Annotated in this window: 12 protein-coding genes; 3 read left to right on the top strand and 9 right to left on the bottom strand. The window is 70.5% G+C overall.

What is annotated here, in order from left to right:
• The first annotated feature begins 1 nt into the window (after nucleotide 1).
• From zwf to pgl, 3 genes are read left to right on the top strand one after another with little or no spacing between them, the layout of a single operon-like run.
• The gene (zwf, locus tag ACIQM4_RS20880; RefSeq protein ID WP_401593530.1) at nucleotides 2–1,525 is read left to right on the top strand and encodes a glucose-6-phosphate dehydrogenase; all 1,524 of its coding nucleotides are present in this window, start codon (nucleotides 2–4) and stop codon (nucleotides 1,523–1,525) included.
• Nucleotides 1,522–2,649 (top strand): glucose-6-phosphate dehydrogenase assembly protein OpcA, encoded by a 1,128-nt coding sequence (gene opcA / locus ACIQM4_RS20885; protein WP_401593533.1) that lies wholly within the window; start codon nucleotides 1,522–1,524, stop codon nucleotides 2,647–2,649. Before zwf ends, opcA begins: the two co-directional genes overlap by 4 nt.
• The gene (gene pgl, locus ACIQM4_RS20890) at nucleotides 2,649–3,431 is read left to right on the top strand and encodes a 6-phosphogluconolactonase (protein ID WP_401593535.1); all 783 of its coding nucleotides are present in this window, start codon (nucleotides 2,649–2,651) and stop codon (nucleotides 3,429–3,431) included. Before opcA ends, pgl begins: the two co-directional genes overlap by 1 nt.
• Nucleotides 3,432–3,792: 361 nt before the next feature.
• Here pgl and ACIQM4_RS20895 read toward each other — a convergent pair whose 3' ends face one another.
• From ACIQM4_RS20895 to gap, 9 genes are all read right to left on the bottom strand, one after another.
• Entirely contained in the window at nucleotides 3,793–5,316 is a 1,524-nt protein-coding gene (locus ACIQM4_RS20895) for a PH domain-containing protein (RefSeq protein ID WP_401593537.1), read from the bottom strand.
• Nucleotides 5,313–5,771, bottom strand: coding sequence for a PH domain-containing protein (locus ACIQM4_RS20900; RefSeq protein ID WP_401594145.1), 459 nt, complete (start codon nucleotides 5,769–5,771; stop codon nucleotides 5,313–5,315). Before ACIQM4_RS20900 ends, ACIQM4_RS20895 begins: the two co-directional genes overlap by 4 nt.
• Before the next feature lie 78 nt (nucleotides 5,772–5,849).
• Entirely contained in the window at nucleotides 5,850–7,541 is a 1,692-nt protein-coding gene (gene pgi, locus ACIQM4_RS20905; RefSeq protein ID WP_401593539.1) for a glucose-6-phosphate isomerase, read from the bottom strand.
• 49 nt (nucleotides 7,542–7,590) lie between these two features.
• Complete coding sequence (locus ACIQM4_RS20910; protein ID WP_401594148.1) at nucleotides 7,591–8,784, bottom strand: MFS transporter; 1,194 nt, start codon at nucleotides 8,782–8,784, stop codon at nucleotides 7,591–7,593.
• 190 nt (nucleotides 8,785–8,974) lie between these two features.
• The gene (locus tag ACIQM4_RS20915; protein ID WP_078557164.1) at nucleotides 8,975–9,310 is read right to left on the bottom strand and encodes an RNA polymerase-binding protein RbpA; all 336 of its coding nucleotides are present in this window, start codon (nucleotides 9,308–9,310) and stop codon (nucleotides 8,975–8,977) included.
• Between the two features lie 172 nt (nucleotides 9,311–9,482).
• Entirely contained in the window at nucleotides 9,483–9,719 is a 237-nt protein-coding gene (secG, locus tag ACIQM4_RS20920; RefSeq protein ID WP_401593542.1) for a preprotein translocase subunit SecG, read from the bottom strand.
• A gap of 128 nt (nucleotides 9,720–9,847) precedes the next feature.
• Complete coding sequence (gene tpiA, locus ACIQM4_RS20925; protein ID WP_401593544.1) at nucleotides 9,848–10,627, bottom strand: triose-phosphate isomerase; 780 nt, start codon at nucleotides 10,625–10,627, stop codon at nucleotides 9,848–9,850.
• Between the two features lie 7 nt (nucleotides 10,628–10,634).
• Nucleotides 10,635–11,846 (bottom strand): phosphoglycerate kinase, encoded by a 1,212-nt coding sequence (locus ACIQM4_RS20930; protein ID WP_401593546.1) that lies wholly within the window; start codon nucleotides 11,844–11,846, stop codon nucleotides 10,635–10,637.
• Between the two features lie 108 nt (nucleotides 11,847–11,954).
• Complete coding sequence (gene gap / locus ACIQM4_RS20935; protein WP_401593548.1) at nucleotides 11,955–12,965, bottom strand: type I glyceraldehyde-3-phosphate dehydrogenase; 1,011 nt, start codon at nucleotides 12,963–12,965, stop codon at nucleotides 11,955–11,957.
• Between the last annotated feature and the right edge of the window lie 30 nt (nucleotides 12,966–12,995).

The following is a 12,995-nucleotide window of genomic DNA, read 5'->3' on the forward strand; positions in this document are numbered from 1 at the left end:
CTTGTCCAGCAGCAATCCGCTGCGTGACGCACAGGATCGACGGCTCCCGCGTATCGCGGGGCCGTCGGGCCTGGTCATTTTCGGCGTCACGGGCGATTTGTCCCGTAAAAAGTTGATGCCTGCCGTGTACGACCTGGCCAATCGCGGCCTGCTGCCGCCGGGCTTCTCGCTCATCGGCTTCGCCCGCCGCGACTGGGAGAACGAGGACTTCGCGCAGGTCGTGCACGACGCCGTCAAGGAGCACGCGCGCACGGAGTTCCGCGAGGAGGTCTGGCAGCAGCTGATCCAGGGCATGCGCTTCGTCCAGGGCGACTTCGACGACGACCAGGCGTTCGAGACGCTGAAGTCGACGATCCAGGAGCTCGACCAGGCGCAGGGCACCGGCGGCAACTTCGCCTTCTACCTCTCGGTCCCGCCGAAGTTCTTCCCCCAGGTCGTCCAGCAGCTCAAGAAGCACGGGCTGGCCGACCAGAAGGAGAAGTCCTGGCGGCGCGCCGTCATCGAGAAGCCGTTCGGCCACGATCTGGACTCCGCGCAGGAGCTCAACCGGATCGTGCACGAGGTCTTCCCGCCGAACGAGGTCTTCCGTATCGACCACTACCTGGGGAAGGAGACGGTCCAGAACATCCTGGCGCTGCGTTTCGCCAACCAGATGTTCGAGCCGATCTGGAACCGGTCGTACGTGGACCACGTGCAGATCACCATGGCCGAGGACATCGGCATCGGCGGCCGGGCCGGGTACTACGACGGCATCGGCGCCGCCCGCGACGTCATCCAGAACCACCTCCTCCAGCTGCTCGCGCTCACCGCGATGGAGGAGCCCGCCTCCTTCGACGCGGACGCGCTGGTCGCGGAGAAGTCCAAGGCGCTGGGTGCGGTCAAGATCCCCAAGGATCTGGGCCGGGACACCGTGCGCGGGCAGTACGCGGCGGGGTGGCAGGGCGGCGAGAAGGCCGTCGGCTACCTCCAGGAGGACGGTATCGACCCCAAGTCGAAGACCGACACCTACGCCGCGGTCAAGCTGGAGATCGACAACCGCCGCTGGGCGGGCGTCCCCTTCTACCTGCGTACCGGCAAGCGCCTGGGCCGCCGGGTCACGGAGATCGCGGTCGTCTTCCAGCGCGCACCGCACTCCCCCTTCGACCACACCGCCACCGAGGAGCTCGGCCAGAACGCGATCGTCATCCGCGTCCAGCCGGACGAGGGCGTGACGGTGCGGTTCGGCTCCAAGGTGCCCGGCACCTCGATGGAGATCAGGGACGTCTCGATGGACTTCGCGTACGGCGAGTCCTTCACCGAGTCGAGCCCGGAGGCGTACGAACGCCTCATCCTGGACGTCCTGCTGGGCGACGCGAACCTCTTCCCGAGGTTGGAGGAGGTCGAGCAGTCATGGCGGATCCTCGACCCGATCGAGGAGTTCTGGGACACGCACGGCAAGCCCGCGCAGTACGCGTCCGGCACCTGGGGCCCCGACGAGGCGGACGAAATGCTCGCACGAGACGGACGGAGCTGGCGCCGGCCATGAAGATCGACCTGACGGACACCACATCCAGCAAAGTCAACAAGGCGCTCGTGCAGGGCCGGCGGGCCATCGGCGCGCCGGCCGTGGGGATGGTGCTGACCCTCGTCATCGTGACGGACGAGGAGAACGCGTACGACGCGCTGAAGGCCGCCAACGACGCCTCCCTGGAGCACCCGTCGCGCACCCTGGTGGTCATCAAGCGGTTCTCGCGCTCGCCGCGCGACCGCTCCAAGGCGCGCCTGGACGCGGAGGTACGGCTGGGCGCTGCCGCGGGCAGCGGTGAGACCGTCGTCCTGCGGCTCTACGGCGAGGTCATCAACCACGCCCAGTCGGTCGTCCTGCCGCTGCTGCTGCCGGACGCCCCGACGGTGGTCTGGTGGCCGGTGAACGGTCCGGTGGACCCGGCGCGGGACCCGCTGGGCGCCCTCGGCCAGCGCCGGGTGACCGACACGTACGCCGCCGAGCAGCCGATACACGAGCTGACCGCACGCAGCGAGAACTACACGCCGGGCGACACGGACCTCTCCTGGGCCCGCATCACCCCCTGGCGTTCCATGCTCGCCGCCGCACTCGACCAGCTCCCCACCCAGGTCACCTCGGTGGAGGTGGAGGGCGAGGAGTTCAACCCGAGCTGCGAGCTGCTCGCCATGTGGCTGGCGGACCGGCTGGACGTGCCCGTACGACGCACGCTCTCGTCCGGGCCCGGTCTGACGGCCGTACGGATGGAGACCAAGGACGGCCCGATCGTCCTGGACCGTGCCGACGGCTCACTGGCCACGCTGTGCATGAACGGCCAGCCGGACCGCGCGGTCGCGCTGAAGCGTCGCGAGACGGCCGAGCTGATCGCGGAGGAGCTGCGCCGCCTCGACCCCGACGACACGTACGCGTCCGCGCTGAAGTTCGGCGTGGACCGGCTGGGTGCTGTCGTGGACAAGGCGGAGGCGGAGGCTTCCACCACCGGCGAGGGCAAGTCGGCTGCGGCGAAGTCGGCTGCGGCAAAGTCCGCCGCGGAACCGGCGGACGGTCCGGACGGTACGGACGGGAGCGCGGCTGCGGCTTCGGCGGACAAGAAGGCTGCGCCCGCGACGAAGAAGGCCGCCCCCGCGAAGAAGGCGGCGTCCAAGTGATGAGCGGTGCACCGCAGTTGGTGGTGCACCGGGACAAGGAGCTGATGGCCCAGGCCGCGGCTGCCCGGCTCATCACCAAGGTCGTGGACGCGCAGGCCGCGCGCGGGACGGCCTCGGTGGTCCTCACCGGCGGCCGTAACGGCAACGGCCTGCTGGCCGCGCTCGCCTCCTCGTCGGCCAGGGACGCGATCGACTGGTCGCGGCTCGACCTGTGGTGGGGCGACGAGCGTTACGTCCCCGCCGACGACCCGGAGCGCAACTACACCCAGGCAAAGGAGGCCCTGCTGGACTCGGTCCCGCTGGACCCGGCCCGGGTGCACGCGATGCCGGCTTCGGACGCGGGGTACGAGGACGCGGACTCGGCAGCCGCCGCCTACGCGGCCGAGCTGGCAGCGGCGGCGGGTCCCGAGGACCACGGTCCGGTCCCCACCTTCGACGTCCTCATGCTCGGCGTCGGTCCGGACACGCACGTCGCGTCGCTGTTCCCGGGTCACCCGGCGGTACGCGAGACACAGCGGTCGGTGGTGGGCGTCCACGGCGCCCCCAAGCCGCCGCCCACGCGGGTCTCGCTCACGCTGCCGGCGATCCGTGCGGCGCGCGAGGTGTGGCTGCTGGCGGCGGGCGAGGACAAGGCGAAGGCGGCGGCGCTCGCCCTCTCCGGCCCGGGTGAGGTCCAGGCCCCGGCCTCGGGCGCGTACGGACGCAGCCGCACGCTGTGGCTGCTGGACGCGGCGGCGGCCTCGGAGCTGCCGCGGGCGCTCTACCCGCCGGCGTCGGCCTGACCCTGGTGCTGTGCTGCGGCCCGGTCGCGTCCCTCTTCGGAGGCACGCGACCGGGCCGCAGCGGCGTGCAGGGGGCGCCGGGCGCTCCGCGCGGGGTGGAGCGCTCCGCGCGGGGCCGCCCCCTTGCCCACCCTTCCCCAAGCTCTCAACTCCGTTCGAGCAGGGGAGACCCCACTGCCCCCGGGGGGCGGCCCCGCTGCCCAAGAGGGCTCAGGGGCTAGGGGGCAGGCATTTAGGGGCGCGGGGAACTGCGCGACCAGCCACGACGCACCCGCACGTCACACGCACCCGCACCCGCACGTCACCCGCACCCGCCCCAGGGCTTACCGCCGCACCCGCACGTCACCCGCACAAGCGCCGCCTAAGCCCGCTCCAAGAACTCCCCCAGCAACCCCTCCACCGCGTCCTCCGCGAAGAGCAGCCCCTCCGCCGTCCCCGCGTCGTAGACCGAGTACGCCCCCGACCCGGCCGCGGTGGTCGCCACCACCGTGATCAGTCCCGCCCTGCGCTGGAAGACCGACTGCTTCACGGTGAAGCCGATCACCCCGTCCCGCCGCAGCGCCACCGTGGCCCGCTTCACCGTGCCAGACCTCATCACCAGGTACTCCCCGGTCAGCCCGTGCCCCAGCGCGCGGTACGCGTCGACCGCCAGCAGCACCGCCACCGGCAGCATCACCACGGCGAACGCCACGGCCACGTACAGCAGTACATCCGTCAGCAACAGCCCCAGCACCACCAGCAACAGGACCACCCCGAGCACCGTCCCCACCGACCAGCGCAGCCGTCGGCCCCGTGCGGCGATCGGGTGCGGCACCAGCCGGGCCGCCGACGTCGGCGACACCGGCTCGCGCAGCACCAGCGCCGCCACCGAGTCCGCGAGCGCCCTGGGGACGGCCGGGATCAGGGTCTTGTGGTCGGTGTGCTTGTCGGACTCGCCCTCCGCGAGGCCGGTGGCCACCGCGTCGACGCGGGCCGCGCCGACCAGCCGCACGCCCAGCGGCTCCACGACCTCCACCCCCCGCAGCCGCCGCTCCTCGATGGAGATCGACCGCGAGGTGAACAGCCCGCGCTGGACCCGCAGCGTGCCGCCCGGCTCCCGGTCGAGCCGGTAGCCCCACCACATCTCGACGAACAGCCCGAGCGCGCCGACCACTCCCGCGACCAGCAGCGCCGCCGCGAGCGTCACCACCATCCAGGCCACCGCGACCCCGCTGAACAGGTCACCGACCCAGTTGATGACCCCCATCTGCATGCCGACCCACTCGCTGCCCTGCATCACGGCGCCGCCGGCCGCGAAGCCGAGCAGCGGGGCCGTGAAGGACACCGGTGCGTACCGGATCCAGCGTGGGTCGAGGGTGGCGAGGCGGCCGTCGGTGTGGGTGCGTCCGGCGGTCGTGGCGGCGCGGCCGAGGAGTTCGCGGCGCAGCCGGTCGGCCTCCTGCCGGGTGACCGGCTGCAGTTCGAGGGTGGAATCGGAGCCGCCGCCGTTGTGCTCACCGGTGCCGATCCGCACCTTCACCAGGCCGAAGACCCGCAACAGCGGGTGGGCGGTGAGGTCGACGCTGCGGATCCGCTCACGGGCCAGTGAGCGCCGCTTCACCAGCAGCAGGCCGGTGTGCAGCTCGGCGCGCTCGGGGCCGATCCGGTACCGGGTGCGCCGCCACCTGACGTACTCGGCGCCCGCGCTGCCGCCGATGACGACGACGGCGCCGGCCAGCACCCAGCCGAGCGCCGCCCAGGCCCCGAACGGCACGGCGAGGGCGACGAAGGCCGGCACCCCGCCGCTGACCGCGATGCCGCCCATGACCAGCGCGGCGACGACGACCGTGCGCCGGTCAAGCTGCCGCCAGTCACCGTCGCCGCGCACGGTGTCCGGCTCGCTCACGTCGCGTCCCCCGGCGTCGCCCCGGTGATCCGGGTCAGCCGCTCGGCGAGCTCGGCCGCCACCTCGTGGTCCAGGCCCTCGATGCTCACCGCGCCCTTGGCCGACGCGGTGGTGACGACGACGGTGGCCAGCCCGAACAGCTGCTGGAGCGGGCCGCGTACGGTGTCCACCGTCTGGATGCGGGACATCGGCGCGATCCGCCACTCCTGCCAGAAGAAGCCGGTACGGACGTAGACCGCGTTCTCGGTGACCTCCCACCGGTGCACCCGGTACCACCACAGCGGCAGCAGGACCGAGACGAGCAGCCCCGGTACCGCGACGACGACCGCGGCCAGCACCAGCCAGAACCTGGCCGGCCCGATCAGGGCGCCCAGGACCGCGAGGACGAGTACCGGCGGCACGACCAGCACCAGCCACTGCACCTGCCACCAGCGGACGGACCGCCGGTCGAGCATGTTGTTCGGCGGCCTGAGCCGTACCGCCCCCGTGCCGGTCCCCGTCACCTTCACCCCTGTTCGGTCGTCACCCGGGGATCAACGACCCCGCAGCGTACGGTACTTGTCCACCAGTGCGGTGGTCGAACTGTCGAGCTGCCCGCCGTCCTCGCCCCCGGTCAGCACCGGCTCGATCTTCTTGGCGAGAACCTTGCCGAGCTCGACGCCCCACTGGTCGAAGGAGTCGATGTTCCAGATCGCGCCCTGGACGAACACCTTGTGCTCGTACAGCGCGATCAGCTGCCCCAGGACCGAGGGCGACAGCTCGTCGCTGAGGATCGTGGTCGTCGGGTGGTTTCCGCGGAAGGTCTTGTGCGGCACCAGCTCCTCGGCCACGCCCTCGGCGCGCACCTCGTCGGGCGTCTTGCCGAAGGCCAGCGCCTGCGTCTGGGCGAAGAAGTTGGCCATCAGCAGGTCGTGCTGGGCCTCCAGACCCGGGGTGAGGTCGGCGACCGGGCGGGCGAAGCCGATGAAGTCGGCCGGGATCATCTTGGTGCCCTGGTGCAGCAGCTGGTAGTAGGCGTGCTGCCCGTTGGTGCCCGGGGTGCCCCAGACGACGGGTCCGGTCTGCCAGTCGACCGGGTTGCCCGCCCGGTCCACGGACTTGCCGTTGGACTCCATGTCGAGCTGCTGGAGGTAGGCGGTGAACTTCGAGAGGTAGTGGCTGTACGGCAGGACCGCGTGCGCCTGGGCGTCGAAGAACGAGCCGTACCAGACGCCGAGCAGACCGAGCAGCAGCGGCACGTTCTCCTCGGCCGGGGCGGTGCGGAAGTGCTCGTCGACCCGGTGGAAGCCGTCGAGCATCTCGCGGAACCTCTCCGGGCCGATGGCGATCATCAGCGAGAGGCCGATGGCCGAGTCGTAGGAGTAGCGGCCGCCGACCCAGTCCCAGAACTCGAACATGTTGGCCGTGTCGATGCCGAAGTCGGCGACCTTCTCGGCGTTGGTCGACAGGGCCACGAAGTGCTTGGCGACGGCGGAGGCGTCGGCGCCCAGGTTCGTCAGCAGCCAGTTGCGGGCGGAGGTGGCGTTGGTGATGGTCTCGATCGTCGTGAACGTCTTGGAGGCGACGATGAAGAGGGTCTCCGCGGGGTCCAGGTCGCGGACCGCCTCGTGCAGGTCGGCGCCGTCCACGTTGGAGACGAAGCGGAAGGTCAGCTCGCGGTCGCTGAAGGAGCGCAGCACCTCGTAGGCCATGGCAGGACCGAGGTCGGAGCCGCCGATGCCGATGTTGACGACGGTCCTGATGCGCTTGCCGGTGTGCCCGGTCCACTCCCCCGACCTGACCTTGTCGGAGAAGGCGGCCATCTTGTCCAGGACGTCGTGCACGGCCGGGACCACGTTCTCGCCGTCGACCTCGATCACCGCTGTGCGGGGCGCGCGCAGCGCGGTGTGCAGGACGGCCCGATCCTCGGTGGTGTTGATCTTCTCGCCGCGGAACATGGCGTCGCGCAGCTCGGCCACCCCGGTGGCCTTGGCCAGTTCGCGCAGCAGCCCCAGTGTCTCGTCGGTGACCAGGTGCTTGGAGTAGTCGAGGTACAGGTCGCCGGCCTGGAGGGTGTAGCCGGTGCCGCGCGCCGGATCGGCGTCGAACAGGTCGCGCAGGTGGGTGTCGCCCAGCTGCTCCCGGTGCTTGCCCAGGGCGGCCCACTCGGGCAGCTGGTTCAGCCTGGTGCGCCCGCCGGTGCCCTGCGCGCCGCTCTTCGGGTCCACTGCGTTCATCTCGGACATCAGCCCTCTTCTACTCGTATCCGCGTGCATCCCCCGCTGCTTCCCCAACTTAATTGATCAGAGGTGCGAGTGCGGCGACAGACAGGACGAACAGTCCGGCGGCCAGCAGCATCGGGGCGTTCAGCCCCCAGGCCGACGCCACCAGACCGCCCAGCAGCGCGCCGAGCGGGGCTCCCGCGCTGCCCAGGGTCCGGGACGCCGCGCTGATCCTGCCCAGCATCCCCGCCGGGGCGCGCTCCTGCATCAGGGTCACCTCGTTGGCGTTCCACACCAGGCCCATCAGGCCGAACACGGCGAGGGCCGCCACGCTCACCCAGAGCTCCCGCACCAGCCCCATCGCCAGCAGGCAGCCGCACTGCACGATCCCGGCGAGAAACACGCAGCGTATGCGCCCCAGGGCGCGGGCCAGCCGTCCCGAGACCAGCCCGCCGACCACACTGCCCGCCCCGTAAGCGGTGAGGGCCACGACGTATCCCGTGCGGCCTCCGTGCAGCCAGCCGGTGATGTGCAGCACCAGCATCGCGATGAGTGCGCCGACCCCCACGTTGCACAGTGCGGCCGAGAGGCACAGCCCGCGCAGCGGACGGTCGGCCCACAGCGTCGAGAGCCCCTCCTTGATGTCGCCGCGCAGGGTCGCGCCGGCCGCCCTCGGTGTCCGGCGGGGAGCGGCGGTGCGCAGGGAGGCGATCAGCGCCGCCGCCAGGACGTAGGTGAGCGCGTCGGCCGCGAACGGCACGGCGGGGCCGGGGAGCAGCAGCAGCGGGACCAGCGGGGCGGCCAGGAAGGTGCCCGCGATCATCTGCCCGGTCATCAGCCGGGCGTTGGCCGTGCCGAGCGCCGTGGCGGGGACCAGCTGGGGCAGCAGCGCGGTGGCCGCGTTGTCGAAGAGGGTCTGCAGGGTGGTGAGGGCGAACGCCACCACGACGAGCAGGGCGATCGAGGCGTGTCCCAGCGCCACTGCCACCGCGAACGCGGCCATCAGCGCGCCCCGCAGCAGGTCGACCGTCCACATCGCCCGCCGCTGGTCCACCCGGTCCGCGACCGCGCCGCCGATCAGCCCGAACAGCAGCCAGGGCAGGAACCCGCACGCGGTCACCAAGGAGACCAGCAGGGGGTCACGGGTGAGGGAGGCGGCGAGCAGCGGCATCGCGGCCCCGCGCAGCGAGTCGCCGAACTTGGAGACGACAGCGGCCGACCACAGCCGCCCGAACCCCCCGCGCCAGGTGGGCCCCGCGCGCTCCATCGCCTGTACCGCCGCCACAACCGCCCCCGCCCGTCCCGCTGTTCAGACCGTGCGAGAACAGTAGACGCGGCCACTGACAATCGCCCTGACCAGCGGGAAAGCCATCAGCACAGCATCCGCCGGGCGGGCGGTCACGCAAGGCGCAAGGCGACGGCCGGACACCTTCCGGTCTCCGGCCGCACGGTGGTTCCTAGATTTCGCCGCGCAGTTTCGCGAGTGCCTCGGCGAGGATCGCCTCGCCGTCCGCGTCGCTGCGCCGCTCCCGTACGTACGCGAGATGCGTCTTGTACGGTTCGGTGCGCGGCGGCGCAGGCGGGTCGTCCCGGTCTTGTCCGGCCGGGAATCCGCAGCGCGGGCAGTCCCAGGTGTCCGGGACCTGCGCGTCGCTGGCGAAGCTCGGCTGTGTCTCGTGCCCGTTGGAGCACCAGAAGGAGATGCGCAGACGGGGCGCGGACTCGCCGCGCTCTGCCTCACCCATCGGCCCCGCTCCGACCCGGCTTCCCCGGATCGCGTTGCCACTTGCCACGGTCGTAACTCCCTGCGTGATGGTGCGGCGAAGCTTCGTCGAGCGGCTCCGCGGCAGGCGCCCAGTGTCGGTAAGGCCCAACGCGCGTCCAGTGACGGGAGTTACACCCCGACGCCGGGACACCCGCCCATGATAGGCCGGGTCCCGCGCGTCGCACCGTCGGTGCGGCGAGTCAGCCCTTCAGCTTCATCAGCAGGGCGAGCACCACAATCAACGCGAACCAGATCAGTCCGACGACGACGGTGATCCGGTCGAGGTTGCGCTCGGCGACCGAGGACCCTCCGACGGACGACTGCATGCCGCCGCCGAACATGTCGGAAAGGCCGCCGCCCTTCCCCTTGTGCATCAGAACCAGCAGCATCAGCAGCAGGCTGAATACGATCAGGGCGATCGAGAACCCCATAACCACGGCTGGACCACTTTCCTCGGATCTAGAAAAACGACGGGGCCGGTGGCTGGCCACCGGCCCCGTCAGAGTACGACGGATCGGCCCCGAGGCCTACTCACCGCCGGTAGTACTGCCGGTACTGCTGACGACTACTGGTCGCGGAACCGCACGATCTTGACGAACTCGTCGGCGTCCAGCGCCGCGCCGCCGATCAGCGCGCCGTCCACGTCCGGCTTCGCCATGATCGCGGCGACGTTGCCGGACTTCACCGAACCGCCGTACTGGATGCGCACCTTGTCGGCCAGCTCCTGCGAGTACAGCTCGGCGAGCCGGCCGCGGATCGCGCCGCAGACCTCCTGCGCGTCCTCGGGGGTGGCGACCTCGCCGGTGCCGATGGCCCACACCGGCTCGTACGCGATGACGATCGACTCGGCCTGCTCGGCCGGGACGTCCTTCAGGCCGCCGTCGACCTGGGCGAGCGTGTACTCGACCTGGTTGCCGGCCTTGCGGATGTCGAGACCCTCACCGACGCACATGATCGGCGTCAGGCCGTGCTTGTACGCGGCCTTCACCTTGGCGTTGACGAGCTCGTCGGTCTCGTTGTGGTACTGGCGGCGCTCGGAGTGCCCGATCGCCACGTACGCACACTTGAACTTGGCGAGCATGGCGCCGGAGATCTCACCGGTGTACGCGCCGGAGTCGTGCGCCGAGATGTCCTGGGCGCCGTACTTGATCTGCAGCTTGTCGCCGTCCACCAGGGTCTGCACGGAGCGCAGGTCGGTGAAGGGCGGCAGGACGGCGACCTCGACCGCGTCGAAGTCCTTCTCCGACAGTGCGAAGGCGAGCTTCTGTACGTGGGTGATGGCCTCAAGGTGGTTGAGGTTCATCTTCCAGTTGCCCGCCATCAGCGGGGTGCGGGTGGTACTCATGTAAGGATCAGTCCTCCAGTGCGGCAAGGCCGGGAAGGGTCTTGCCTTCCAGGTATTCGAGGCTGGCGCCGCCGCCGGTCGAGATGTGGCCGAAGGCGTTCTCGTCGAAGCCCAGGATGCGGACCGCGGCGGCCGAGTCGCCACCGCCGACGACAGTGAAGGCGTCGCTGTCCAGCAGCCCCTGCGCCACGGCTGCGGTGCCGCCCGCGTAGTCGGGGTGCTCGAAGACACCCATGGGTCCGTTCCAGAAGACCGTGGCCGCGTCGGCGAGCTTCGACGCGTACAGCTCGCGGGTCTTCGGGCCGATGTCCAGGCCCTCCTGGTCGGCCGGGATGGCGTCGGCGGCGACGGTGGCCGGGTTGGCCGGGGTCTTCTTCTTGAGGTCGGGGAACTCCGACGAGACCAGGACGTCGACCGGCAGCACGAACTCGACGCCCTTCTTCCCGGCGCGCTCCAGGTACTCCAGGACGACCGGGATCTGGTCCTCCTGCAGCAGCGAGATGCCGACCTCGTGGCCCTGGGCCTTGAGGAAGGTGTACGCCATGCCGCCGCCGACGAGGATCTTGTCGGCCTTCTCCAGGAGGTGGTCGATCACGCCGAGCTTGTCGGAGACCTTGGCGCCGCCGAGGACGACGACGTACGGGCGCTCCACGTGGTCGGTGAGCTTCTTGAGGACGCCGACCTCGGTGGCGATGAGGTCGCCGGCGGCGTGCGGCAGGCGGGCCGGGAGGTCGAAGACCGAGGCGTGCTTGCGGTGCACGGCGCCGAAGCCGTCGCCCACGTACAGGTCGGCGAGCGAGGCGAGCTCGTCCGCGAAGGCGCCGCGTTCGGCATCGTCCTTGGCGGTCTCACCGGCGTTGAAGCGCAGGTTCTCGATCACCGCGACCTGGCCGTCGGCGAGCGCGTCCACGGTCGCGCGGGCGGACTCGCCGACCGTGTCGGTCGCGAACGCCACGTCGGCGCCGAGCAGTTCACCGAGGCGGGCGGCGGCCGGTCCGAGCGAGAAGGCGGGGTCGGGGGCGCCCTTGGGACGGCCCAGGTGCGAGGCGACGATCACGCGCGCGCCGACGGCGGCGAGCTTGCGGACCGTCGGCTCGACGGCGCGGATGCGGCCGTCGTCGGTGATCTTCGAGCCGTCGAGCGGCACGTTGAGGTCGGCACGGACAAAGACCCGCTTGCCCGCTACGCCATCGGCGATGAGTTCGTCAATCGTCTTCATGAGTTACGGCTCCTCAGGAGGGCTGGACAGGCCACAGGGCTCGCACAGCGCCGCGTTGCGCTGCCCGAGCCCTGTAGCTCACATCTTGATGCTCTCAGTACTGCTGGATCAGAGCTGGCCGCCGACGAAGACGGTCAGGTCGACCAGGCGGTTCGAGTAGCCCCACTCGTTGTCGTACCAGCCGAGGATCTTCACCGTCTTGTCCTCCTGGACCATGGTCAGGGAGGAGTCGAAGGTGCAGGACGACGGGTCGCCGACGATGTCGGAGGACACGATCGGGTCCTCGGTGTAGGTGAGGTAGCCCTTCAGGTCGCCGTCCACGGCGGCCTTCTTGAACGCGGCGTTGACCTCGTCCTTGGTGACCTCACGGCCGAGCTCGACGACCAGGTCGGTGACCGAACCGGTCGGGACGGGCACGCGGATGGCCATGCCGTCGAGCTTGCCCTTGAGCTGCGGGAGGACCAGGGCGGTGGCCTTGGCGGCACCCGTCGTGGTCGGGATGATGTTCTCGGCGGCGGCGCGGGCACGACGCAGGTCCGAGTGCGGGAAGTCCAGGATGCGCTGGTCGTTGGTGTACGCGTGCACCGTCGTCATCAGGCCCTTGACCAGGCCGAAGTTCTCGTCGAGAACCTTGGCCATCGGCGCCACGCAGTTGGTGGTGCAGGAGGCGTTGGAGATGACGTGGTGGTTGGCGGCGTCGTACTTGTCCTGGTTGACGCCCATCACGATGGTGATGTCCTCGTCCTTGGCCGGAGCCGAGATGAGGACCTTCTTCGCGCCGCCGGCGATGTGCTTCTCGGCGTCGGCCTTCTTGGTGAAGATGCCGGTGGACTCGATCACGATGTCGACGCCCAGCGTGCCCCACGGGATGTCGGCGGGGTTGCGCTCGGACAGCACCTTGATGGTGTGACCGTCGACGGTGATGGTGTCCTCGGTGTGCGACACCTCGGCCTTGAGGCGGCCCAGGATGGTGTCGTACTTCAGAAGGTGCGCGGTGGTCGCGGTGTCACCCAGGTCGTTGACAGCCACGATCTCGATGTCCGCACCCTGCTCCAGCAGCGCCCGGAAGTAGTTGCGCCCGATGCGGCCGAAGCCGTTGATGCCTACGCGGATCGTCACGAACCGATCTCCTCGTTGGTACGCCGAGGT

The sequence above is a fragment of the Streptomyces sp. NPDC091272 genome, from assembly GCF_044757485.1.
Classification (GTDB): domain Bacteria; phylum Actinomycetota; class Actinomycetes; order Streptomycetales; family Streptomycetaceae; genus Streptomyces.